The organism is uncultured Aquimarina sp. (assembly GCF_947492405.1).
In the GTDB taxonomy this organism is placed as follows: Bacteria; Bacteroidota; Bacteroidia; order Flavobacteriales; family Flavobacteriaceae; genus Aquimarina.
The window spans coordinates 269603-295929 of record NZ_CANLMP010000004.1 but is presented as its reverse complement, the minus strand read 5'-3'; the positions used below and the strand labels follow the sequence as shown (position 1 = coordinate 295929).

Annotated in this window: 20 protein-coding genes; 5 read left to right on the top strand and 15 right to left on the bottom strand. The window is 32.6% G+C overall.

Annotation, left to right across the window (positions count from 1 at the left end; genetic code table 11):
- Positions 1-271 precede the first annotated feature (271 nt).
- The 5 genes from Q0829_RS15870 to Q0829_RS15850 all read right to left on the bottom strand — a co-directional run bounded on the left by Q0829_RS15870 (position 272) and on the right by Q0829_RS15850 (position 6539).
- A complete protein-coding gene (locus Q0829_RS15870) occupies positions 272-1141 on the bottom strand; it encodes a hypothetical protein (protein WP_298544904.1) in 870 nt (289 codons plus the stop codon).
- A gap of 154 nt (positions 1142-1295) precedes the next feature.
- On the bottom strand, positions 1296-2099 hold the full coding sequence (locus tag Q0829_RS15865) for a DUF4249 family protein (RefSeq protein ID WP_298544901.1): 804 nt from the start codon (positions 2097-2099) through the stop codon (positions 1296-1298).
- Positions 2100-2103: 4 nt separating this feature from the next.
- On the bottom strand, positions 2104-4743 hold the full coding sequence (locus tag Q0829_RS15860; protein WP_298544898.1) for a TonB-dependent receptor: 2640 nt from the start codon (positions 4741-4743) through the stop codon (positions 2104-2106).
- Between the two features lie 249 nt (positions 4744-4992).
- Positions 4993-5949, bottom strand: a complete 957-nt coding sequence (locus tag Q0829_RS15855; protein WP_298544895.1) for a FecR domain-containing protein — start codon at positions 5947-5949, stop codon at positions 4993-4995.
- A 71-nt stretch (positions 5950-6020) separates the two neighbouring features.
- Entirely contained in the window at positions 6021-6539 is a 519-nt protein-coding gene (locus Q0829_RS15850) for a sigma-70 family RNA polymerase sigma factor (protein ID WP_298544892.1), read from the bottom strand.
- A gap of 470 nt (positions 6540-7009) precedes the next feature.
- Between Q0829_RS15850 and Q0829_RS15845 the strand changes: the two genes are divergently transcribed.
- Positions 7010-8554: an ATP-binding protein gene (locus Q0829_RS15845; RefSeq protein WP_298544891.1), complete on the top strand. Its 1545-nt coding sequence runs from the start codon at positions 7010-7012 to the stop codon at positions 8552-8554.
- A 589-nt stretch (positions 8555-9143) separates the two neighbouring features.
- On the opposite strand, the gene Q0829_RS15840 is transcribed toward Q0829_RS15845, so the two are convergent.
- Positions 9144-10298, bottom strand: coding sequence for a hybrid sensor histidine kinase/response regulator (locus Q0829_RS15840; RefSeq protein WP_298544889.1), 1155 nt, complete (start codon positions 10296-10298; stop codon positions 9144-9146).
- Between the two features lie 22 nt (positions 10299-10320).
- Positions 10321-13899 carry a sensor histidine kinase gene (locus Q0829_RS15835; RefSeq protein WP_298544886.1) on the bottom strand — a complete coding sequence of 1193 codons (3579 nt, stop codon included), beginning with the start codon at positions 13897-13899 and terminating at the stop codon, positions 10321-10323.
- Positions 13900-14488: 589 nt separating this feature from the next.
- On the opposite strand from Q0829_RS15835, the gene Q0829_RS15830 reads away from it, so the two are divergent.
- Genes Q0829_RS15830 through Q0829_RS15820 form a run of 3 tightly spaced genes read left to right on the top strand, consistent with a single transcriptional unit; the run spans position 14489 to position 15880 of the window.
- Positions 14489-14950, top strand: coding sequence for a hypothetical protein (locus Q0829_RS15830; protein WP_298544883.1), 462 nt, complete (start codon positions 14489-14491; stop codon positions 14948-14950).
- Between the two features lie 56 nt (positions 14951-15006).
- Positions 15007-15429: a response regulator gene (locus Q0829_RS15825; protein WP_298544880.1), complete on the top strand. Its 423-nt coding sequence runs from the start codon at positions 15007-15009 to the stop codon at positions 15427-15429.
- Between the two features lie 34 nt (positions 15430-15463).
- A complete protein-coding gene (locus Q0829_RS15820) occupies positions 15464-15880 on the top strand; it encodes a response regulator (protein ID WP_298544877.1) in 417 nt (138 codons plus the stop codon).
- Positions 15881-16051: 171 nt separating this feature from the next.
- On the opposite strand, the gene Q0829_RS15815 is transcribed toward Q0829_RS15820, so the two are convergent.
- The 8 genes from Q0829_RS15815 to Q0829_RS15780 all read right to left on the bottom strand — a co-directional run bounded on the left by Q0829_RS15815 (position 16052) and on the right by Q0829_RS15780 (position 25635).
- A complete protein-coding gene (locus Q0829_RS15815) occupies positions 16052-17662 on the bottom strand; it encodes an isocitrate lyase (protein ID WP_298544875.1) in 1611 nt (536 codons plus the stop codon).
- Between the two features lie 738 nt (positions 17663-18400).
- Positions 18401-18892, bottom strand: coding sequence for an SDR family NAD(P)-dependent oxidoreductase (locus tag Q0829_RS15810; RefSeq protein WP_298544872.1), 492 nt, complete (start codon positions 18890-18892; stop codon positions 18401-18403).
- A gap of 107 nt (positions 18893-18999) precedes the next feature.
- The gene (locus tag Q0829_RS15805) at positions 19000-20058 is read right to left on the bottom strand and encodes an XdhC/CoxI family protein (RefSeq protein ID WP_298544870.1); all 1059 of its coding nucleotides are present in this window, start codon (positions 20056-20058) and stop codon (positions 19000-19002) included.
- Positions 20059-20082: 24 nt separating this feature from the next.
- Complete coding sequence (locus tag Q0829_RS15800; protein ID WP_298544867.1) at positions 20083-20550, bottom strand: (2Fe-2S)-binding protein; 468 nt, start codon at positions 20548-20550, stop codon at positions 20083-20085.
- Positions 20547-22814 carry a molybdopterin cofactor-binding domain-containing protein gene (locus Q0829_RS15795; RefSeq protein WP_298544865.1) on the bottom strand — a complete coding sequence of 756 codons (2268 nt, stop codon included), beginning with the start codon at positions 22812-22814 and terminating at the stop codon, positions 20547-20549. Before Q0829_RS15795 ends, Q0829_RS15800 begins: the two co-directional genes overlap by 4 nt.
- A 5-nt stretch (positions 22815-22819) precedes the next feature.
- Positions 22820-23488 carry a hypothetical protein gene (locus tag Q0829_RS15790; RefSeq protein WP_298544863.1) on the bottom strand — a complete coding sequence of 223 codons (669 nt, stop codon included), beginning with the start codon at positions 23486-23488 and terminating at the stop codon, positions 22820-22822.
- Between the two features lie 2 nt (positions 23489-23490).
- Positions 23491-24189: a DUF481 domain-containing protein gene (locus Q0829_RS15785; protein ID WP_298544861.1), complete on the bottom strand. Its 699-nt coding sequence runs from the start codon at positions 24187-24189 to the stop codon at positions 23491-23493.
- 141 nt (positions 24190-24330) lie between these two features.
- Positions 24331-25635, bottom strand: coding sequence for an epoxide hydrolase family protein (locus tag Q0829_RS15780; protein ID WP_298544859.1), 1305 nt, complete (start codon positions 25633-25635; stop codon positions 24331-24333).
- A gap of 309 nt (positions 25636-25944) precedes the next feature.
- Between Q0829_RS15780 and Q0829_RS15775 the strand changes: the two genes are divergently transcribed.
- Entirely contained in the window at positions 25945-26097 is a 153-nt protein-coding gene (locus Q0829_RS15775) for a hypothetical protein (protein ID WP_298544855.1), read from the top strand.
- Positions 26098-26327 lie beyond the last annotated feature (230 nt).

Sequence of the window (26327 nt, the reverse complement as noted above, 5' to 3'; positions counted from 1 at the left end):
TGATAGTACCTGTTATTAAATTATTGTTCAAAAAAGAGGTTGTCTGAAAAGGATTAAAAATACGTGTCGGTACATTGAGCAAAGTAGAAATGTAATCTGTTTTCCAATGAATTAACAGACTTCGACTAGGCTCAGTCTTTTATATATTTAGCTTTTCGGATAACCTCTTTTTGTTTTACTAAAGTTTAGATTTATAGAGGTTTACAATAAATAAACTATATAATCTTTAGCTTTTAAATGATTTTGATTGTTGTGCATTCCAACAGTATTATCAGTTTTGTAATTGTATTCCGAATGCCTCTTCAAAACCTTGTGGAATGAAGTCATTAATCGTTTCATCATGATCTCCAGAACCAGTAATTATATTTGTGTTTTTAGACTGTAAAAATTCAATTTCTGCAGATGTAAGTCTACCGACTGCTTGATCTGTTTCTCCGTATACATAGGTAATACTAGATAAGTCATCAAAAGAAGCAAGAAGTTCGGTATATCTATTCATTGCAAATCCTGCAGCTAATCGGTTTAAGTTTCTATCGATAACATCCGCTTCTGGTTCTTGATCCAGAATTGGATTAATTCCGTTTTCGAAATACCCAGCCCTTCCTTCAGAAAAAGCTTCCCATACAATTGCATCCATATCTAACCTACCTGCTATAATCAAATAGTTGTCTGCTACGTCTATCCCTTTTTTTGCGATAAGATCTTGTGTTACGAAAGCTCCAAATGAAATTCCTAAAACATAAACTGTTCTTCCTTGATCTTTAAAATATTTGACAACTTTGTATAAAATTTCTACGCTTTCTACATCAAGATTAATAGCTTGATCAAATGTTATGTCATTACTTTCGAATTGGTCTGAATTTAATGTTTGTGCTTGGTGCACATTTACAGCTAAAAGGTCTGTAGTATCAAAATTTTGAAAAACCTCATCAACTTCGCCCGTACTAAGTTCAGTATCAGGACCACTTTGTACATTGATCAAAACGACAGGAGCATCTTCCTCTCCTTTAAAATAAATTAAATCTTTAATTTCTTCTGATATTTCAAGAGGTTCATCAGTAACGATAACATCATCAGAGTCGCAGCTGATGAAAAATAATGATAGAATAAGGACTGTTGTGTACATGCGATAATGTTTCATAATAATTTAAATTTGAATTGTTTGTAATAATTTGATAGGGTACACCTCCATTAAGGTAACCTCCTAAAAATGTAGTAATTGATTGAAATCAAAGGATAGCATCAGGATAGTTTAATGTCCTGATATATCTATAAAAAATATATTTGACGATTGATTAGAAATCTATAGTAATCGCAGTTAACCCTGCTATACCAAAATTGCCGAGAACCAATTCATCCGTTACGGTGTTAGTAATATTACCAACAAGATTGACAGGTAAAAATAGAGAGGATACTTCCGGTTCATTTCCTTGGTTACTAATGACATTGCTATAAAACTGAAACGTAGTGAAGTTAATATTGCTGATGTCTACACGTAACGTTTCGCCTTCGTTCATACCAGTTATAACAAGAACTTTTTCTTCCTCTTCATTGATAATTCTGTCATTGGATACGATCAATTCATCAGAAATTAATACACCATCTTTAAGAATTTCTAACTGAATTAAATAGAAATTTTGTACATCAATTGGACCGGTGAAAGTAATTCGAATACTATCATCAGTTTTTACCATATCTGTAATAGGAATAGGTGGTCTTAAAATTTCTTTTTCTGATATAAGTACAGTTTCATCTTGTAACATCACTTCTATCCAATAAGTGTTGCCTATAATAGGAGTGATCATCTCTGCACTGGTATACTGGCCATTATCAGCAATAAATGAATCCGAAACTAATGAGACAGTATCAGATGCATCTCGTGTAAACAACGATATCTGTGCGTCATTTACAGCACTAAAGGTCGTATCGGTTACTGGAACAGTTTTTTGAACCTGAACCGAAACAAAACCTTCCTCGTTTGTTAATAATCCGGAAATGAATACCTGCTCTTTAAATTCAAAATCTTGACTAATATCCTCAACACAACTTATAAATGTGAATAATGAAATAAATGTTATGTATATATGTAGTTTTTTCATGGTTCTAAAATTTAAAATTGTAGGATATGAAAGGAATTGGTGCGGCGATAAAAGAAATTTGAGACGTTTCTAATTGGTTATCGTCAAAAACAGAATTAACTGAAAATGCGTTTTTGCGACCATATACATTATACATACCAAAATTCCAGCTTCCTTTCCAGTTAGTTTTAGGATTATCAGTAGGTGTATAAGTAAACGAGATGTCTGCTCTATGAGTGTTCGGGATTCTAAATGCATTTCTGTCAGAATAGGTGATAAATGAATCTCCGTCTAAAGTCAATCTGCCATTAGGCTGGGTGATAGGTCTTCCTGTTTGATAGGTAAAAAATGCTCCCACTTCCCACTTTTTAGATAATTTGTAATTGGCAGTGATATTAAATATATGCGGTCTATCAAAATTCGAAGGGAAATAGGTATTGTTATTAATTTGCTCTGAAGAGAAATTACTTTTCGTTTTTCGTTTTGATACAGAATAAGTATAGTTTACATTTCCAGTTAACCTTCCTTTGTTTTTATGAGCAGCTAATTCTAATCCATAAGAAAAACCTTCGGCAGCTACTAATTCGGTTTCTAAGTTGTCAAAAACTCCTAATCTAGCTCCATTTTTATAGATTATTAGATCATCAAATGTTTTGTAATATCCCTCCACCGAAAAATTATAGCTTTGATCTTTGGTGTCATAGGCGAATCCGGCAGAAAATTGATTTACTTTTAACGGAGCAATATGTTCGCCAGAAGGTTTCCAAGTATCGTTTGGTAATGTTATAGTTTGTCTATTAATGGAATGTATGTATTGAAACATTCTGTTATATCCTATTTTAAAGGCTTTTCTATCATTAAGATTATATTTTAAAGATATGCGCGGTTCTAATCCAGAATAAGTTTTCGATATCTCGTTATTTTTTATACTTCTATTCCCAATAATTGAGTTTTGTGTTTGCGGAAGATTAGGGTCATAGATAGCAATGTTTTCTGCTCCAAAATTAGCAAACCATGAATATCGTAAACCTGTTGATAATGATAGTTTATTCCATTGTTTTTCGATACTATAATAAGCAGCTAGTTCTAATGCCTTTTCTTTGTCTAAAATTTCGTTACCTGCTGTACTGGTAATTTTAGGAATGAATTGATATAAATTACCATAGAGACCAAATCGCATTAAGGTACTAGGACTTGAATAATAAGTGAAATCAGGCTTAAAAATCCAATTCTCAATTGATCTTTCGACGGTCTCTTCAATATCTTCTTCAATTTCTTCTTCTCGAAGATCTTCTCTCTGTCCTAATGAGAAATCGTATTTACTATAGATACCTGTTATATTAGAAAACAATCTATTAGAAAAAGTATGATTCCATCGTAAGGTAGCAGTAGTATTTATCCATCCAAGATCTAAATCAGAATCAAATCCTCCTTCGCCGTTTTCTTCTTCTTGATTAAATTTTAAGACATCCGCAGCAAAAATACCTGAAGCATATAGTCTATTATTTTTATTAATGTTCCAGGTAAGTTTGGTGTTTAAATCATAAAAATGGAATTTATCAACAGCCTCATTACCTTTAAATAACGGAAAAAACACATCAAAATAAGATCTCCGGCCAGAAGCTAAGAAGCTTACTTTATCCTTTTTAATAGGACCTTCTATGGTAAATTTAGAAAACAATAATCCTAATCCACCTTCTCCTTTAATTCTCTTTGAGTTACCATTTTTTTGTCTAATTTCTAGTACTGATGATGCTCTACCCCCAAAACGTGAAGGAATTTCACCTTTATATAATTTTAATATTTTAATTGCATCTGCATTAAAAATAGAAAACAATCCAAATAAATGGGATGTGTTGTACAAGGGAGCTTCATCAAGTAGAATTAAGTTTTGATCTACGTTTCCGCCTCTTACATTAAAACCGCTAGTTCCTTCGCCAATACTACTAATCCCTGGTTGCGTTAAAACTGCACGGGTAATATCCGGCTCCCCTAAAAGAGATGGTAGTTTTTTAATTTCCGAAGCAGTCAAGCTAGTGGTTCCTCCAAGAATAGGATCTACCTGACTTTTATTATTATAATTAGATGCTATTATAACTTCATCTAGCTCACTGGAAGATGGTTGAAGCTCTATCTTTATATTTTTATTCGCTTCTAATTGAACATCAAGCGTTTTGGTTACATAGCCCAAATACGAAATCTCCAAAATATAATCTCCTTTGGACAATGTTATGGAATAAAAACCATATTCATTGGTAAATACTCCACTGTTGCTGTTTTTTATAATAATACTGGCGCCCAAAAGTGTTTCACCAGTACTTGCGTCGGTAACAATCCCGCTAATCGTAAAATCGTCATCTTGCCTTTCAATTTTAGAAAGAATAATATGATTTTTTTTGATTTTGAAAGAAATTGTTTCATCCTTGAAGAGTAACTCGAGGGCTTCTGCTACATTTTTTTCTATAATTGTTATACTAAAATTTTGGCCAATATCGATCACATCATTACTAAAGATAAATGTGTAAGATGTCTGTTCTTCAATTTTATATATAATTGATTTTAATGAACTATTTTCTTCCGTTAGCGTAACGCTGTTTTGAGAGAATCCATTAAATGCCAGCAGTTGAAAACAAAAAATTAGATAAAAAAAGAAAGATAATTTCATTAAAAAAATAGTTTTTCTATACCTGCTTTTTGGCAATAGTATACCCTGAAAAAGGTTTATTTTCATACATTTGAATATTGTTAATTAATACTGATTTTGCGATTAGAATTTTTTGACATTTATAGTGGGAAAATGGCAGTTTTCCCACTTTTTAGTGAAACTCAATTTTAAGAATCCGCGATGGCGGAGAACTCAAAATTGTAAGTTGAACTAATCCCGCTTTTTAGCGGGATACTACTTTAATAACTTTTATTCAATTATCCACTCATTGGTTTTTGTGTTTAGTTTATACGTAAATTCTTTAGAAATTTTTAGTATTTCGAAAATCTCATTTATAGGAGTTGTAGTATTAAAAGACCCGGTGAATTTCGAATTCGCAATGTCTTCATTTTTAAATCGGATTTGTTTGCCAAATTGAGCTTTTAAATCGATGGCTATTTCTCTAAAGATTTTGTTTTCGAATTGTATTTTTCCTTCTCTCCAGGCAATACCAGATGCATTAAGATCAATTTTGGATTTTACTACTTCTTTGGTATGCTTATAAAAGGTTACTTTTTCATTAGGGATCATGAGCACCTTTTGTTTAAACTGCTCATCAGAGGAAACTTCAACTTTACCAGTAAGTAATTTTGTTTCGGTAGTTGGACTATCTATATAGGATTTTACATTAAAACTAGTTCCTAAGGCCTTTACTGTAATATGATCTGGTGTAGTTACCGTAAAAGGGTGTAATGTATCTTTTGCAACTTCAAAAAACCCTTCTCCTTCCAATGATAAAGTCCTTGGAGTTTTGATATGATAAGATAATTTACTTGAAGCATTTAGCCAAACATTGGAGCCATCCGGTAGTGTGATACTTTTTTGTTCGCCAAAAGTCGTTTGTACCACTATTAAATTCTTATCTAGAGATAGTGTATCGTAAACATATATTCCAGAAATTATTACGATCAATACGGCCGCATACTTCAACATTTCTTTCCAAATCCGTGTTTTTGGTTTAACAGTAGTAAAGAATCGTTTTTTTGCTTGCTGGACAGAAGGGTCTTTCGTAGCAGTATGTTTATGGATGGTTGTTATTTTGGTAAATAGTGCTTCATCAAAATCGGGAGAGTTTTTCCATTTTTCTACTTTTAGAATAGTAGTATCATCCGCGGTCTGCGAAATATATTCCCAAAGTTCAGTTTCTGTAATTTTAAAATGCTCCATACCCAAAAGGTGTTAATTAGATATAAGACGTTTGCGGAGCAGGGGTACCCTATTAAAATTTTGATTTTTTTTTATAAATATTCTTTTAAGCCTTTCTTAAATGCTGCTAAGGCCTTTGAAATATGGAGTTCTACAGTTTTTATAGAAATGCCTTTTTTTTGTGAAATTTCTTTGTAGGTAAAACCTTTATCTCTTGATAATTTAAAAATATCTGTTGTTTTTTGTTCCAATGTAGTATAGATATTTTCGATGCGCTCTACCAATTCCCATTGTTTATCAATCTCAGTTTCTATCGTAATATGGAGCGCATATAAATTAGTGTGTTTTTGCCTGGTTTGTTTTTTTCTGAAATCATCTATAATTTTATTTTTAAGTGTTGTAATCAAAAATGATTCTATAGAACGTTCGGATTCTTTGACATTCTCAAAATTTTCCCAAAGCTTGATAAATGTTTCTTGAACTAGCTCCTCAGAAAGATCAGTTTCTTTTAAAACTTTAAAGGCATAATTGTATAGTTTGTTATAATGTTTATCAAACAAATTAGAGAATTTGGCCTCTTTGATGGAATAAGATGTAGTTTTTTTATTCAAATAATTTGAGTAACGGTAGATTGCTAAATTATATAAAAAACGTTCAAAATTCCTTTCTGTTACATTTTACTTTATTTCCTTGATTTTTTCATATTAAAAATGAAATTTTGATACTAGATATAATGGCTAAATGACAATGTTGTATATATTAAGAGCTAATTTTTAACCATTCTTCACTAAGTTTAAGGTGGTATAAAACAAAACAATGATTTAGGTATCGAATCTGGTTTGTGGTGAGAGTTATTTTCTAGAAATCAAAACGTATTTTTATGTTTAATTATGTTTAGGAGGAGTAGTGCATATTCTTATTCATTGATCAATTGGATGATGATCATAAAAATAGTATCTTTAATTGACCTGTAGGAACAAGTTTATTATCTTCAGAGTACGGGTAGATTTAACATACTTTTTATAGCAGGATGTAAGATGGTTATAAATATTAGGGACAGAAGTTACTAATTTAAGATAATATGGGATCTATAGTTAATCAAGAATATAGACTAAAATTTCAAAAAAACATGCAGCTTATTGTAGTGTCTTTTGATGGAGTCATAAAACAAACTGATGCTGTGTTATTTAATTGGGAAGAAGGGAATTCCATCTTTGATATACATCCGTTTTTTGGAATTATTAAAGAGTTATTAAAAAAAACAAATCGAATCGATCAAGAGCACACTTTTCCCTGCGTCCATTTTGAGGAATCATCTAAGGTTAAAATATGTGATGTAACTATTAGTATTGAGTCTACAGAGGTACTGGTGGCTATTTTTGAATACACGAAAAAATACCAAGAACTTACTAAGATTGTACAACAAAAGAAAGAGACTAAGATTATTAATAGAGAGTTAGAGCTAAAACATCAGTTTTTAGAGCAAAAAGAAGAATTTAAGAATAGTCTTATTGCTAATATCAATCATCAAATTAAAACACCGTTAACTGGTATTATTGGTTTCACTGAGCTTTTAGAAAAAACCAAACTAAGTTTTGATCAAGAAGAAATGCTCGGTATTATAAAACGAGAGAGTAAATATCTAGAATCCATTATTACGGATATGTTGGATATTTCAAAAATCGAAGCAGGTACTTTAGAAATAAAAAAAGAAAACTTTGATTTCGTAAAACTTATTGACGAGGTTAAGGAAAGATATATACGTCAAGCAAAAGAAAAAGATATTGATTTTGAAGTTTATCTGGATGAAAATATACCACAAGAACTTATTGGTGATCCAATAAGAATACAACAAATACTTCTCAATCTTCTTAATAATGCCTTTAGATATACAAAAGAAGGTAAGATAAGTCTAAAAGTGACTAGAAATTATCAGAAACACACTAAACTTAGTGTTAACTTTAATGTATCAGATACAGGGCAGGGGATTGCAGAGGAAAACTTGGAATTCATATTTGATAGGTTTACCCGATTCCATGAAGATAAGCAGGTTACTGGAACTGGATTAGGTTTAACGATTGTTAAGAATTTAGTTGATCAAATGGAGGGAACTATTAAAGTAATCAGTACGATCAATGAAGGGAGTTCATTTAGTCTTAATCTTCCCCTTAAAACTGAAACAATAGACACTCAACATACAAAGAAAATTAAAAAATATAAGCTCCCGAAAATTAGTAGAAAATTTAGGGTTTTATTGGTAGAGGATAAAGAGGTAAATCAATATTTGGTGATGAAATTATTAATTTCTCACGGAAGTTTTTTTGTCGATACTGCAACGAATGGTAAAGAAGCAATAAAATGTATTGAAAAAAAGAAATACGATATTATATTAATGGATCTTATGATGTCCCCAATGAATGGGTATACAGCTACTCATAAGATTCGAAATAACTATAGTGACAAGGATATATCACGGATCCCGATAATCGGATTTACTGCTCAGAATGCAAAGGGAGAAAGGGAAAAATGTCTTAGATCAGGTATGGACGACTTTATCAATAAACCATTTGTACAAGAAGATCTGCTTAATAAGATTTACAAACACATATCTCGCAATATTGACTAATATAGATTCGTAAAAGGGTTCTATTTATTTACTCTAACATATATTAATTCATACATCTGAAATAATAATAGAGTATAAAAAAAGAGTTTTTTCCATATTAAAACTTCTCTTTTTACACTCTATTCTTTATACTTATTTCAAAAAGAAATAAGTATTTTTTTGTAATAAAGTAATAATCTATCGATGTATCGCGTTACTACTTGCCGCAGGCAATTGAGAAATAAATTTTTTAAATGCTTTTAGGTCAACGACCAAGATTCCGTAAAAAATTTTCATACTTGTGTGTTTTAAATTAAATAAAAAATTATTAGTATCACTGAATTAATAAACTGACAATCAATTAAGTTTAGAGATATTAAAAATTAAATATTTCTTTTTCAATGAGAACGAAACTAGCTTGAGCTACATAAGATTCATATTTTTTAAGGAAATTAAAAAATAAAAAATCGATGAAATACACTTTATCCGATAAAGTGCAGGTTTGTGTTTTTTTAAGAGGTGATATGCGTGTAAGTTATTGTAATATAGAGATGTAGATTCTTTTGTTGTTGTAGACCTTATTTATTGATACATTAATTTTAGAAATTCTTTATGAGTTGTAAGGAATTACAAAAATAAACTCACTACCTTTTCCTAATACGCTTTTTACGGATATGGAACCGCCACTCTGTTCAATTAGATCTTTACATAGAACAAGACCTAACCCTGTACCCATTTCTCCAGATGTTCCGGTTTGTGTGTCCACCGTTCTATCTTTAAATAAATTCTCTAAGGTTTCACTACTCATCCCTATACCATTGTCTTTGATTGATACCTTAAGAGAATCTATCAAAAACTCAGTCTCTATGGCAATAATTCCTTCATCCAAGGAGTATTTAATAGCATTAGCAAGTAAGTTTCTAATTACAAAGGATAACATGTTCTTGTCTGCATAAATAATATAATCAGGGTCTATATTATTATGGAGGTTTAGTTTTTTCTTTTTGGTTCTTTCCTCAAATAAACTTAATACCTCCTGAGTAATTTCATACACATCTACATTAGATTTGGTATCCTGCATATTTGCTAATTGAGATTTTGCCCAATACAGCAAATTGTCTAATAGTGTTTGTACTTTATTTAGCTCTAGTCTTACCACAATTGTATATTCCCTTAATTCTTCTTCGCTAAGGATATGCTGGTCGTCATCAAATAATTGTAAAAGCCCATCTAGTGTAGCCAATGGTGATCTAACATCATGAGATATAATTGAAAAAATATTATCCTTTAATTTATTAAGCTTTTTAAGTTCTTCGTGTTGTTTCGAAATTAAAAGTGCTTGGTTGGCTATCTCATCATTATTTTTTTTAATTTTTAGATAAGCACCTTGTAGTTTTAGTGTAGCACTTACTCTTGCCATAAATTCGAGCTTGTCAAAAGGTTTTTTTAGGTAATCATGAACACCTGCGTCAAAACTTTCCTTCATCGATACGGCATCAACCTTTACTGCAGAAATCATTATAAAAGGAATATCTCTTGTTTTAGATGATTGTTTTAATGCTTTTAACAATTCTAAACCATTCATTTCTGGCATGCCCCAGTCTGATAAAATTATATCAGGCATGATTTTTTCGGCTAGTCCAAGAGCTATTTTCCCGTTAGGAGCAGAGTATATCTTTTTTCCTAATTCCATCTCTTTTAATAACAGACTTATGTATTTGATATTATCAGGTTGGTCATCTACGACCAATATAGAGTATTCCATATAGGTGTTTATACTATTGATCTTAGTTTACTATTGTCTTTACAACTAATTGTTTAAGATAAAAAAAAGCATTTTCATCAAAACTAGTAAGGGCTTCCATCATCATTTGCTTCCATCTTTTAATATTCTCGGTTTCTTCTAAATGGTCAAAAATATCAAACCATTCACCTGTTTCATAAATGGTTAAGGTATTAATTTTTTCTGTAAACGAGTTGAATAAAGTTAGGTCTTCTTCTTGGAATCTTAAAACATACAGAGGACTCTTATAATCATTGCTTTCGGTTTTTTCAATATTGTTAACTAAAATCTTATCTTCCATTTTAGAAACATTAAAATAGAATGAACTCCCTTTGTCAATTTCTGATGTTACCCAGATTACACCTTTATGAGCTTCTATAGCCATTTTACAGAAGGTAAGCCCTAAGCCAGTAGAACGAGTGCCTCCAGAATCTCTGGCTTCAGCTTGTGAGAACTTGGCGAAGATAGATTGTAGCTTTGGTTTAGGGATTCCTATTCCATAATCTTTGACACATACAATGATCTCATCTGGATTGCTTTTATTTACATCTCCCAAAATTTCAATTTTACTATCAGTAGGAGAAAATTTAATAGCATTTGATAATAGATTGACAAAAACACGCTCAATAATATGCCTATCGACATTTACGGTATATTCTTGTTTGATTGTATTACGGATTTGAATTCTCTTTTCATAGGCGAGAATCTCAACTTGTTTCATTGCTTCAATTACTATACTTTTAAGATTACTCTTCTCCAGCTCAAGTTTTACTTCGGCATTTTCAAACTTTTGAACTTCTAACATATTCTCTATGAGGTGAAGCATTTTCTTACCCGATTTATTAATGCTTTCTAAATCTGTATTAGAAGAGTGCTCAGAAGAATAACCCAAAATAGTTACTAAAGGGTTTTTAAGATCGTGAGCTAACATCCCTGTAAACTCATTTTTAAATTGTTCTAACTTTTTTAATTGCTTATAGGCATCTTCAGTTTTTTCCTTTTCGCTTTTGAGGGCTATATTTTTTTTCTTTATTGTTATCGTTCTTTGTTCTACTTTTTCTTCTAACAGCTTATTATGGCGTCTGACTTGGTTTATCCTTACCCAATAATATATATATCCGGATAATAAAAATAGGAAAATAGCGATTCCTCTATAATACCAGTTCATATACCAAGGGGTCGGAATATATATAGAAACACTAGCGTATTGCGTATGCCATATTTGATCACTGTTTGTAGATTTGATTCTTAACTCATAGTCTCCAGGAAGCAAATTTGTGAATTCTAAATACCTATTTTTGCCTACAAAATTCCAATTCTCATCACGTCCAATAAGCTGATATGCATATCTAATGTTAGCAGCTTTATCTGGATTGAGTGCAGCATATTCAATAGTTATACGCTCTTTGTATGGAATTTCTAGTTTTTTAGATAAAGTAGTTTGTACACTATCTTCTATTTTAATATTTGTGAACGCGACTCGTGGGAAATTGACTTGAGAACTTACATCTTTTGGATTAAAAAAGGTGACACCTTCTTTACCTCCAAAATATAATGTTCCATCATCGGTTTTGGCGAATGCTTCTAGATTATAATCATCGCTGCCTAATCCGTCAAGGGTAGTGTAATTGATAAAACTTTCTTTAACCGGATCAAAACGGGACAGTCCATTGTTAGAACTTATCCAATAGTTTTTATAAGAATCTAATAACATACCCATAGTTGAGTTATTAGATAGCCCGTTTTTTTCGGTATAGTTAAGAAATTTATTTTCTTTATAATAGAACTTATTGATTCCTCCTCCTAATGTAGTAATCCAAAAAAAATCTTCGTTTGGGACATAATAAATATGTAGTGTTTTATAATTATTTAGGCTGTAGTCTTGTTCTGGATTAGGTAGAAATCTTTCAAATGTATTCGTAGTTTTATCATAGGCATTAAGACCACCACCATAAGTGCAAATCCATATTAAACCATTTTCACCTTGATAAAAAGAAGTAATATGATCATCACTTAGAGAGTTTGGATCATTCTTATCATGAATTATAGACTTAAAATCATCTGTTTTTGGTCGATAAATATTAATTCCTCCGCCGTAGGTCCCTATCCATAACTCGCCATCATTATCTTCAAATAAGGCTGTAATAATATTATGATTTAAGGTATTAGTTTTTCCAGGTTTTGGTAAATAACGCTTGAAAACGCCAGTTTTTTGATCAAATTTATTTAGTCCACCTCCCCAGGTGCCAATCCACATTGTATTATTTCGATCCTCATAAATAATTCGTACCCAATCGTGACTTATTGTATTTACATCGTTTTTGTTATGTTTATAGTGTTTAAATTGATTTGTTTTTGGGTTATAGGAATTAAGCCCACCTCCAAAAGTTCCAAACCAAAGGGTATCTTGATGATCCAGATACATGCAATACACATTATTATCACTTAATGAATTGTCATTTTTAGGATTATGTTTTAATGTTCGAAAAGGTGTTGAAATCACCTTGTCAAAACCTTTGGTATAAAAACCAACGTATAGGACACCATTGGTCCCAGGAAATATACTACTCACATCATTGTCAAATAATGAGTTAACGTTGTATGAATCTTTTACATAATTAAAAAAACGATTTTCTTTATATGAAAAATAAGATAAACCCTGAGTAGCGCTACCGATCCAGAGAGCATCTTCAAATTTTGTAATAGTTTTTATTTTATCATCTGCTTTGTAGTTAAAATTGCCTGCTTGATTTTTATAGAAAACAAAAGATCTATTAGCTTCATCATATCTTACTAAACCGTCTTTATCAGTTCCTATCCAGGTATTGCCCTTTTCATCAGAATATAGACTCCAGATTACTTTACTTAAAAAAGAATCTGTTTCGAGAAAATTGACTACATCAGATCTGTCAGATGAAATTTTAAAAAGACCTAAATTCTCTGTGCCTACCCATAAGTTATCATAAATATCTTCAGAAATAGCACTTATTTTGGCATTATTAGGAATAAGATCAACAAGTTTAAACGCTTTATTTTTATCAGAAAATGTAAATAGTCCTTCGCCTTCAGAACCAATATAAAACCGTCTATTTTTATCTTCAAAAAGAGCTTTGACAGCTAGAGTGCCGGATGATTTTTTATTATCCCGAATGAAATAATTAACGAAGTCACCAGTCTTGTGATTGTATTTACTTAATCCGGCTTTTGTTCCAAACCATAGTGTTTTATTCTTTTTTTCTAAAATTGTCCAAACGGAATTATCAGAAATCGAATTGTCATTATTAAATTCATTTTTATAAGATGTGAAATTATAACCATCAAACCTATTAATTCCTCCAAAATTGGCAATCCAAAGATAATCTTGTGAATCTTGATAAATGAAATTTACACTACTTTGGTTAAGACCATCTTGTTTCCCGTAGTGAATAAATTTTTGAGATTTTTTTTGAGCTGATATAGTTAAACTAGAAAGTAGTAGAATGACACATGAAATAAATATTCTTATAACAGGAATTCTAAATACATAACTTTTTCTAAAACAAGTTGTTTTCGTTATTGATGTTATGTTGCTATTGTATATCATACGATTTCTATATACACATCTTTTGTTTAATTTTTAAAATTATTCAATACTTACAATTTAGGTGCTTCAAAAAAAGAGAGATTAGCATTTAAGCTAAGCAATCAATTATTTTTTTGAATATCATATGTGTACGATAATTCTACATAAAAATAGTAAGACATCTGTTTTGTATAAAATCTTGATTATTTGTTTCAAAGATAATTATTTAAAAACCCTATCTGCAACTCATATTCAAATCTAAGGTTCTATAAAGTTCAAAATAGGTTTTTTTCGTTCCAGAAGCAAAATTTAGAGTTTACGAAATTAAATTAAGACAAAGAATTGGTGAGTCTAACATAGCTATTGGTTCCATAAATTAATAGTGTCTAAAAAAAAATACGGATAGTTAGTAGTTAGATTACGGCATAGCCTTAATTGATGTTTTTTAAAGTTAAACATTTGATAATAAATAACTTAGTTAATTAGAAATAACGTGCATTTTATCCGATAAAGTGGCTCTTTGACGAAGAAAGGTGTTTGAGTTTTTTATCGGAATTGCCTTTTTGTGATTTCGAATCTAATTTCGACTCAGAATTATAAACTATGTTATATGAAGACGATTAAAAAAATTTCGATGATTTTGTTTTTTGTGAATTTCACCATTTTGTATTCACAAGATGAGGAATTTTATTTTTCAGAAATAGGAATCTCAGAACAAACTGAAACCAAACAACAGTATATACCTAAAGAAATTATTATATCCAGAGAATATACGTTGATATATAGATTAGAAGAGTATAAATCCATGATTATGCGTGCCAAAGAATTAACAGATGCATTGTCAGAAAATGATATTAGAATTCAAGATGGATCTATTACAAAAGCGCAAATCAAAAAGTGGAAAAGAGATTGGGTAGAGGCGAAACTACTAAATTTCAGACTAGATGATTATACCTCAATGTATCATAAAGTAAATTATCCAATATTAAAATATCTGAGTGTTGGAGTTTTAAGTGATTATCAAGGCTTTTCTGAAATTTTCACTAATTCTGCTCAATATGCTGGTTTCTAAAAAGAAATTAGCATAGTAAAATACCGCCCTTTTTCTCTCTTAAAGCCAAACATTAAATGAATGATATTATAACCTACTCATTATTGATTGATGATGATAAAGCAACCAGCTTCTTTAATAAACATGTGTTATTAAAACACAAAGCTTTTAAAGACGTAAAAGTAGTTCAAGAGGCGAAAAATGCCCTAGATTATCTAAAGAATTTGAATAATCAACTATATATAAAACCAGAGCTAATTTTTTTAGATATCAATATGCCTTTTATGAATGGTTGGGATTTTTTGAAAGAATTTTCGAATTTGGAAAAAGATATTACCGATGGTATAAAAATCATAATACTTTCTACTTCCAATGATCCTAACGATATAAAAAAAGCCTTTAAAAACGAATTGGTCTATGACTTTATTAATAAGCCTTTATCAAATGAAATTATTAATCAAGTGATAGAAAAACACTTTTCATACAAAGTAGCAAAGTAAACTTAATTTTAAACTATATATCCCATAGAGACTTATGAAAAAACTAAAATTTTTACTTATTGATGATAGCCCATCTACTAACTTTTTTAATAAAGTAATCATAGAAAAAACTTCTATGTCCGAAGAAATACAAATTGCTAAGAATGGAGAAGAAGCTATGCAAATTTTGAATTCTTTTTATATCCCCGACCTAATCCTATTGGATCTTAATATGCCTATAATGAATGGATGGGAGTTTTTAGATGAATTTCAAAAATTAAAAGGGCACTGTAAGGATGCTATGATTATTTTAATGCTCGGAGCGGCATTACCCGAAGAAAAGAAAGATCTAATTAAGACTATTTCTAATGTAAAAGGAACTATTGGGAAAATGCTGACCAACAATATTGTAATGGATTTAGTTATTAAACACCAGGAGAATCCTACAATTGACAAATGTGAAGTGTATTGATGCTTAATTTGGCCGAGTTTGAAACTATTGGAAACTGCTGTTAGATAGAAACAAAAAATCTTTCAGGTTTAATCAAAATAGTAATGCCTTTCAAGTTCATCAACTTTGTTAAAATAAAAAAAGGTGACCCTAATATAGGCCACCTTTCTTTAAATAACTTTGATAGAAGTTTTATTTATCTAAAGCCATTGCAGGCTCTTCAGTAGTTGTTTTAACTTCAAATTGATTACTAGTGTTTTTCTCACCACCAGCTTTTAAAGCTTTTTCACCAGCAAAGAATGTTTTATGATCATCTCCTAAATCTGAACCTGCCATACGTTGGTGTTTTACACAAGAAACTCCTTTTCGTATTTCCTGACGTTGCACAGAATCTACATATTCTAACATTCCTCTGTCTCCAAAATACCCTTGTACAAGATTATTCATATGTAATGCAGTCGTGTGGTATGTTGGTAATGTAATTAAGTGATGGAATACACCAGCATCGCGAGAAGCCTCTGCTTGGAACATTCTGATCATTTCGTCTGCTCGGTTTGATAACTCCGTACCATCATATTTAGCATCCATCAGTTCAGCACGGTTATAGGCAGATAAATCTTCGCCTTGTTCGGCCATAAGGTCGAATGCCTGTTGACGGAAGTTGATAGTCCAATTAAAAGATGGGGAGTTATTGTATACCAATTTAGCATTTGGAACCTGTTCTTTTACTCTATTTACCATATGTGCAATTTGCTTCACATTTGGAGTAGGAGTCTCGATCCATAATAAATCCGCACCGTTCTCTAAACTTGTAATACAATCTAATACAACACGGTCGATATTAGATCCGTCTTTAAATTTATATAAACCATTAGGTAATCTTACCGGACGAACTAATTTACCATCACGCTTGAATAATACATCATTTTCATTTACCTCATCGATAAGAACTTCTTCTGCTTCTACAAAATCCATATACTGTGATGCCAAGTCTCCTTCCTCCTGAGATACCGGTAGTTTTTGTGTTAAACCAGCACCTTCAGAATCCGTTCGTGCAACTATTACACCTTCATCTACACCTAATTCTAAGAACGCATATCGAAGAGCATTTAGCTTAGCGATAAAATCTTCGTGAGGTACCGTAACTTTACCATCCTGGTGACCACATTGCTTAGCATCCGATACTTGATTTTCTATTTGTAGCGCACAAGCACCAGCTTCGATCATTTTTTTCGCTAAAAGATAGGTCGCTTCTTCGTTACCAAAACCTGCATCAATATCTGCAATGATTGGTACAACATGAGTTTCAAAATTATCAATCTCTTCCTGAACATCTTCTCCGGCATCCAGACGACGAAAAAGATCATTTAGTTCTACAGCATCCGCTTGACGCAAAAAGGTATATATTTCTTCTATTAGCTTAGGAACCGAAGTTTTTTCGTGCATAGATTGATCAGGTAGAGGTCCTAACTCAGAACGTAACGCTGCTACCATCCAACCAGAAAGGTATAAATAAGTTTTATCGGTTGTACCTTTATGTTTTTTTACTGCAATCATTTTTTGTTGAGCAACAAAACCATGCCAGCAACCTAGCGATTGTGTATAATTTACGCTATTAGCATCATAAGCTGCCATGTCTTTACGCATGATAGCAGCTGTGTATCTAGCAATATCTAATCCTGTTTTAAATCTATTTTGCATAGCAATACGCGCAGCATTTTCTGGACTTATGGTTGCCCAGGTATTTCCATGTTTAGCCTTTAGTGTGCGTACAGTATCAAGTGCCGAATTATAAGTAGTCATAATGTAATGTTTTATATTTTATTTTAAGGATAAAGTCTTTATTTCGAGTTATTTGGTTTTTGTGGGCTGTAGACGTACGAATTGTAATCAATCGTGTTATTAATAGCCCAATTGGTAACCAGTGTTTTAGTTTTTACTTGAGATTTCATCTTTTTAGATTTTCTTAATTAATAATTTGAATTCCAATTGCTACATAGTAGCGCCTACCAGATTCTTTTTTTTGTAATATGTTTTACAGTGTTGTAGTAAATTAATTACAGGACAATATTATAAAAAAGTTTTTGATAAAAAAAGCGAACGTTCGCTAAATACATTAAAAAGTATAAAAATTATTTGTTCGCAGGAAGCGTTTTTTATAAATGAAACATGATTAAGAGAATAGTTAAAAGCTTATTTATGTACTGAAAATCAATTAGATGTGGTTCTTGTTAAACTTTTGTCATTTAAATATCTAAGCTTTTTGGTTTGTTGAAATTTATTTTTGATAAAATTTAAAAAAGACAGAATATCCTGAATTTTGATGCATTCTACTCTCCTTTTTTGAGGAAATGAATATGTTTTACCCCTATCTTTCGTCCTTAGGTTTAATGAAAAATTCACACTATTATAGAGATTTCATGGGCCGGAATTCTATAAGGATTCCGTTTTAGTTTTTTGGAATGAAGGAGAGTAATTGTATTGATGTTATTTCAAATACTCAGAATAGGGTTAATGCTTTTATCAAGAGTTAAATTATAATTATTTTGATAATTTGGAGCAGAATGTGTTTACATCTTGGAAAGCATACTCCTCATGCGGATAATGGGCAAGTCCACCACCGGTAAATAAAAGCTTTCCGCCTCCATTTTTAATCATATTAGGTAATGCAATTTTGGCCACCCTTATAGCGCCCATCACATTGATATCGAAATCTTTATGAAAATTATCAGTGCTATAGCTCAATGCAGTTCCTTTTGAAGCCTTGAAAGCATTATATAATACCATTTTAGGTGCACCTTGTTTGATAAAAGCTAGATTAATTTGATGCTCCAGCATTTTATAGTTACCACTATCTGCCTCAAAGACCGAATTACGAATTCCTAGCTTGTTCAGTTCCGAACTATATTGGATAAGCTTGTCAGCAGAACGCGAAATCAGCGAAATTATATAACCTTCCTTTCCGAATTTTTTAGCGACCGACATGCTGATTCCTGGACCTGCTCCTACAATGATAATATGTTTACTTTTCATACTTTTTCTGTAGTCTTTTAATACATAGTTTTACCTCCAGTGTTTTTATATCTTCTGCTAGTGTACCTATACTTATTTACCATTTATTTTATTTATATGTGCTGAAATTATCCTACAAAACTTGTGTCCAGTGTTACTAAACCTTTGTTACTCATTATTGATGTTATTTCGGCTATTATTGAAATAGCGATTTCCTCTGGAGTTTCTGCGCCTATAGGTAGTCCTGCGGGACTATAAATGCAATCTAAAAATGATAATTCGGCATTTGGCAAAAAATCTAGTATCTTATTTTCTAATTGCATTTTCCGTTTGGTAGACCCTATTATACCTATATATTTAGGTGGAGCAGGAACCAATTTTAATAAGTACTGAAAGTCTTGTGAGAAACTATGTGTCATTAATACAACTGATGTGAATAAATCAATAAAATTAAAATTGATTGTTTCAGGAGGTTCGAATTTTACGGTTTTTGCATCAAGGAAATTAATTCTGTTTTCAGTGTTTTTACTGGATGTTATAACGATAACATTCCAGCCTAAAAATGAAGCAGCTCTACAAAGTTTTATCGCATCGTGTTCAGAGCCTACAATTACAAGCTGAATATCGGGATTGATAGTCTGATTAAACTTTTCAAAATGGTTTTCTTCAGGAAGAACAAAATATTGATTAGTTGAGATTTTTATCCCATTGATATAGAAGAGAGATCCGAAGTCACCTTCGATTTCGTCCATTTTTCTATAAAAAGAGACGATTTCAAAAGATTCCCTTTTTTCAATTGCATTTAAAATTAATAAACAATCATTCTTATCTAAATGAAAAGGCTCAATCAAAATATATAAAAATCCTTCGCATCCTAATTTATATCTTCCATCATAGGAAATCACTTTAGATACATTTTTATCGAAAACACTAAGAGCACTGCGGTATAACTGTTTTTCTACACAACCGCCACTTATTGCTCCCATCATAGTACCATCTTGAGCGATTGCCATTCTCACTCCTTGTTTCCTGTAAGAAGAACCATCTAATCCAACTAATGAGACCAAAACAGTTTTGACCCCCTTGTTTTCTGAATCTTGATAAAAGTTTATGATGTTCTTTAGCTCAAATGATTTCATCGGGTCGTATATAATTAGTTTTAGCAATCCAGAAAAAAGATTACGCATTCTTAGTAGGCTTGCTTTTCAATCTTAATTCTGTTCTTTTTTTATTAATTCAGCTGATTTGTGTATAGCTTTTCTTACTCTACTATAAGTTCCACATCTGCATAGATTGGTTATTGAGTTATTAATATCTTTATCACTTGGGTTAGGGTTTTTTTCTAACAGTTTGACTGTGGACATTATAAAACCGGATTGACAATACCCGCATTGAGGTACCTGTTCTTCTATCCAGGCTTTTTGTACAGGATGTAATTTTTGTCCATTAGAAATTCCCTCAATAGTTGTAATTGATTTACCTGCTGCATACTTAAGAGGAAATGAACAAGACCGTACCACTTGGTCTTCTACATGCACTGAGCAAGCACCACAAAATGCTTTGCCACAACCAAATTTTGTTCCCTTAAGTCCGACGGTATCCCTAATAACCCATAATAAAGGGGTTTCTGGATCATCTTTAACTTCTGTAACTGTACCATTTATTTTGAATTTTATCATAATGCTGTAAATTTTTTAGTAGGTTTTTGCGAGATGGGAAGAAATTCTGAATAGTAGCGGGTATAAATACCATGCTTTTTTAAAGGCAAACTTCTAAAGCGTTTCCTAGTAGCAACGAATATGGCATTACAAAGTGCGGGAGCAGTACAGATAGGTCCTGACTCTGCGATACCACCTATTTTCTCTTCACTGTTTACAAAAACGGTTTCTATTTTAGGGTTAAATTCAGGCATTGCCAATATGGTATAATCGTTAAAATTACTTTCAGCTGTCCGACCATCTTTAAAATTTATTTCAGAAGTTAAAGCTGCAGTCAACCCCCAAACAATACCACTCTCTATAGATGCTTTTGATATTCCTACATCCAGTACGGTACCACAATCTATAGCTGTGGTTATCTGATGTATATCTAGTATTCCAAAAGCATCTATTGATATCTCTACTACTTGTGCAACAAAGGATTCAAAAGAATGTGTAATCGCTACTCCCTGATAATGACCTTTCATTTTTGGACCATACCAGTTCGAGGCTTTAGCTACTGCATCTAGGATCGCTTTTGAGCGCTTTTCAGTCACTAAATTTTTTCGATAGATGATAGGGTCAATATTGTTTTTTGAGGCCAATTCATCTATAAAACACTCCACAGCAAAAACATTTGGACCATAACCAGTGGTTCTCCAAACCGATGCAGGAGGGGGAATTCGTAATAAATGTGTACGCATTCGATAATTCGGAAAATGGTAGGGTGTTTCTTTGGCACCTTCTATAATTGAAAAATCTTCTCCTTCATATACATGGGCAACGGCTGTGGCAGCTTGAATAACCGAAGGTGATATAAGTTTTAAGTCCAATGCTGTTGGATATCCTTCCTTATTTAATGATGCTTTTATGCCTTGCATCACTCCTGGTCTATAGAAATCATGCTGCATATCATCTTCTCTAGACCATAGCAACTTAACGGGTTTTCGTATTTTTTGTGCCACAAAAACAGCTTGATAGATATAATCGGCTAGTAATCTTCTCCCAAAACCACCTCCTAAATAGGTGCGATTGATGGTAATATTTTCTTTAGCAAATCCTAATTCCTGAGATACCAAAATCTCTGCCATTTCTTGACCTTGAGTGGGTGCCCAAACCTCTACTTTGTTCCCTTTTACCTCAGCTGTAGCATTCATAGGCTCCATGGTTGCGTGACTTTGCCATGCACTATAATATTGAGCTTCATGAGTGTTTTCGGATGCGTTTATGATAGTTTCAGAGTTACCTTCGTTTAAGGTTTCGAACCATTCAGAGCTAGACATTTTTTTCTCATAGGTATTATACAAAGAATCGCTATCCATTTTACTATTCGGTCCTGAATCGTAAATAACGGTAATTGCATCCAATGCCTTTCTCGCTTGCCAGTAGCTTTCGGCCACAACAACAACACCTTCTTTTTTTGGAAACCCAGGACGGTATGCAACTACTGGGTTAGCTACCCGCATTCTAATTAAACTGACAAAACCTTGCATGTCTCGCACATTATTCTCCTTGATCTCTTTTATCTTTCCTCCAAAATATGGACACATTTCAATGACAGCATAAACCATTCCTGGGCGCTCTACATCGATGCCAAATTCAGCCCTGCCAGTCACTTTATCAGGAATATCTACTCTAGGCAACGATTTATTTCCAACAAGTTTCCATTCGCTACGCTTTTTTAAGGTTGGGTTTTTAGGCGGTTTAAGCGTATTCGCTTTTTCAACAAAATCACCATAAGGTGCTTTTTTGGTAGTTCCCTCAAGAAATATGTAGCTGTTCTCAGTGGTAAGGTCGTTAACTGATACGTTCCACTCTAAAGCAGCAGCTTCTTTTAGCATCTCTCGTGCTGTCGCAGCGGTCATCCGCAACACATCATGGAAGGCTCTAACACTTTCAGCATTACCTGTAAACTGAAATTTGAATTTTGGATTTTGAAAAGCAGGATCTGTAAGACCTCTTTCGATACTTACCTTGTTCCAATCTGCATCCAATTCGTCCGCGAGGATGGCGGGTAAGGTAGTCCTGATTCCCTGTCCCATTTCTGCTTGGTGAGAAATAAGGGTAATCCCATTGTCTTTGTCAATTTTCACAAAAGCATTTAAAGCAATTTGAGCTGCTGGGTTATTTTCTTCTATAGGTAAATAAAATCCTTGAAGCAAAAGACCACCTGTTGCTAACCCAGTTGTTTTTAAAAAACCTCTACGAGAAACTTTTGTTACGTTTATTTTATTGTTTAATTTCATAATTATCAATCTTTATTTTTTGGTACTTCAGCTCCCGTTTCTAACCATTTTTCCAATATTTCCACAAATTCATCGTGCGGAATTGATATCGGTTCTCGACCTGGTCCAGGATTCCAAGCCCATAATACCAGTGGGTCATCCCTCATATGTTCTACCAGATCCTTCGGTGACATATTTCCGTTTTGTTTCTTATCTAACAATCGAGCTCCCAGTTCAGCATCATCCAAACCGATCCAACCCATAGAAAGTGGAGCTAGATGCCATCGTGATATTAGGGAATCACCAAGTTGAGGAGCTCCTGGCACTCCGGAAACCAGATTATTAGAAGCTTGATGACAGTTCGTACATTTCATTCCAGTCATTCCTCTATCCTCAGGTCCACGTTGTACATTAAAAAGGTGTTTGTGCATATCGTCTCCTTGTCTCGGATAGTTGTCGTTTGGATGGCAGTTGATACATCTAGGATGTCTCAATACCTTTGTTATCTCTTCAAAGTGCTGTAGTGATTCCTCTTTAATCGAGTTCTCATCTATTGAGACATAACCATTATCGTTGTTGTTTAGTTTACATCGTACCATGCTTACTAAAAGTACTAGGCACATTGTAATCAATAAACCTGGTCTTTGCCATTTTGAATTTTTTACTGATGCTGTTTTTTTTACAAATAAATTCATTCTTATTTACCGTTTTTAAAGGTGAAACCAATATTGATAATAGAGTCAAACTCGGGACTAGAAGTTGTAACAATCGATTCATAGGTCATAATCCATCCAAGCCTTACAAAAAGTTTTTCAATTACAGGAACCAGGAGTGCAAAATTCCCATAGGCGTTATAATCATCCAATTTTTCCAAGGAAGGTTGTATCCAGCATTCGTATTCAAATCTTGGCCCTTTTGATAATTGAATCAAACCAAATAAGCGAGGGGTAATCCTCCAAGCACTTTCAGTGTCTTCCGCCATTCCATTAATACTATCATCAAAGACCAAATCATAATTAGTTCTCTGATGTATGATTGTGGTTGTAAACTCTAGCTTAAGATTCTCTTTATCTATTAGATGTATACCACCACCGATGCCTGCAAACCATCTAAAATTAATAGCTCTTGTGTTACTTAATTCGAATCCAACTATAGCCAGTGGGAAGTATTTGTCCGTTAGGTTCAATCTAAAAATGTTATATGTAAAAAAATCATTCTCTTTAATTTTTCTCCTTACTTTTCCTACCTGATAGTTCATTACCACACGATCGGACCATGCGCTATTACCTACGGTAAAAACACCTAAATTATTGAACAATACCCGCTGATTGCCATCATCACTAATAAATCCAGAAGCTGTTATGTCATATGTCCATATTAAGCTATCTCTAGCCACAGTGGTGTTTTGAGCATTTAGAGAACAAACATCGAGTAAAAAAAAGATCCCAACCAAAAATTGAATGTCATAGCATTTTCTTTTTAACCTTGTGGCTTTTAAATTCATTATTCGTTACATATGATTAAATTGTCGTTTATTTTATTTTTCAATATCCTTGCTGAAAAATTCAAGTACGTCCTTAACAAAAAGCGCTGGTTTTTCTACGGCTGCAAAATGACCTCCGCCAGACATTTCGGTCCACCGTACAATTTGGTATTGATCTTCCACCCAAGAACGTGGTGGCATCGCATTTTTTAAATCTTTTGGGAAATTGGCAAATGCTGTGGGGACGTTTACTTTTTTTCCAGGTGTAGGATGAAATATTCCATTATTCTCTAGCCATGCACCATGATACCACCAAACAGAACTATCAATAGTATCTGTAAGCGCATAAATCATTACGAAAGTAGCCAGGTCTTTCATCGAAATGGCTGTTGTAAGATCCCCTTCGTGGTCTGTCCATGAATAGGCCTTATCCAATATCCACCCAGCTATACCTACTGGATTATCATGAAGTGCAAAAGCGACCGTAGTAGGTTCTTGCGATTGCATAAAAAAGTAATCGAATTGTACTCTTTGGAATATTTGTCCCTCATCAAACCATGCCCGTTCTTCTGGAGTACGGTTTTCGGGTTGTTTCCAATCCCAAGGAATGATGTTCATATGCACGCCCACTACATTTTCTGGATGCCTTGCCGCTAATTGTGAAACAATTAAAGACCCTATATCACCGCCTTGGGCACCAAATTTTTGATATCCTAAAACTTGGGTCATTAATTTGTGATATAGATCTGCCGTGGTTTTCGGACCTATCGCTTTATTCTCGGCTAATGTCGACCAGCCAAAACCAGGAACAGAAGGAATTACTACTGTAAGAGCATCTTCCGTATTACCGCCAAACTTGGAAGGTTGTGTTAACCGTTCTATAATGTTTAAAAATTCAAATACTGATCCGGGCCAGCCATGGGATAAGATTACGGGTCTAGGATTATTGCCTTCCCCTTTAACATGATAATAGTGAATATTATAGTCGTCTATGTTTACTCGAAATTGGTCAAATTTGTTCAGAGCAGTCTCTTCGGTACGCCAATCGTACTCTTTCAGAACAAAGGTTCTAAAGGTTTCCATGAAATTGCTACTAGTGCCGAGATCCCATTTGCCAGTAGTGAGTTTGTCAGGGAATTTTGTGCTTTTAAATTGTGTCAATACTCGATTTAGCTTTTCTTGCGGAATATTAATTTTAAATGGTTCCGGTTTTCCTACTTGACCTGAACTAGATTCAGATATCATTAATGATAAAAATACTATCATTAATAGAGGTTTGACTTTTAGTATTGAATGCATCATATTGTTTTTAAGTTTTAGTTTGATTTGTTTTTTTGATGTCTTCTGTAAGATGTACATTTTTATAAATAGATAAATAATTTATAACCATACATCTTAGCTTTATGTCTTTAATAATGAGTGTGATAAATCCAAATAAAAATGATGTGCTTTTTACACATAGATTTAAGGTTTTAAAAAATCGTCACTTGATTAACTCTTGCGAAAAAGAGTATTGTTTATAATGAATTTATAAGCAAAAAAGAACAATGTCAAAACTAATCTACCAATAAGGTGATTTCATCTACGAATTACGAAACTAAAAAATACCTTATGCGCTTTTGCAGTCTATATTGTATCTGAGTTAATAATTTTCATCCTAAAAGGAGAGTGCCCAAAGAAAAACAGGATTATGGGAATTTTGATATTAAAGCCATCAAAAAAGAACATGAGAATGAAGAAGGTGAAACTATATTAGAAGCTCTCAAAAAGACAAATTGGCGTATATGTGGAGATAAGGGGGCAGCAACTATTTGGAATTAAACCGACTACTTTGGAGTACAGAATGACTAAATTGAGGTTAAAATAGTTAATAATAGATGTTAAAAATTGACTACGACATCTAGAGTTTCATTAGCATTTTTGTAGACGAAAATCTGATGTTTTATATCAAAGAAAGAAAAGTGTTAATACCTTTATTATGTTTGTAAAATGGAAGTCAGAGGCATGAAAAAATGCTAAATTCCCTACCAATACATACTGTATTTCACTTA